The organism is Vibrio sp. S12_S33 (assembly GCF_963889785.1).
Classification (GTDB): domain Bacteria; phylum Pseudomonadota; class Gammaproteobacteria; order Enterobacterales; family Vibrionaceae; genus Vibrio; species Vibrio aestuarianus.
The window spans coordinates 1-229 of record NZ_CAWPQZ010000453.1; the positions used below are offsets into that span (position 1 = coordinate 1).

Annotated in this window: 1 protein-coding gene; it reads left to right on the top strand. The window is 42.4% G+C overall.

The features are described 5' to 3' along the window. Window positions 1–6: 6 nt before the first annotated feature. Window positions 7–229, top strand: a 223-nt coding sequence (gene tnpA / locus AACW06_RS20705) for an IS200/IS605 family transposase (RefSeq protein WP_192076429.1), incomplete at its 3' end; no start/stop codon positions are given.

Sequence of the window (229 nt, forward strand, 5' to 3'; positions counted from 1 at the left end):
AAGGTTATGCCAAAGTTACTGCGAAGTTTACCTGGCGTTGAGATCGAGACGATAGGCTTTGATGAAGATCATCTGCATATGATGATGCTTATCCCACCGAAATACAGTATTTCAGACGTCATGGGTAAACTAAAAAGCCAATCGTCGCACCACATGCGAAAAACGTTCAGTTGGCTAAGTAAGGTTTACTGGAAAGAGAACATTGTTTGGTCGCCAGGTTACTTTGTCA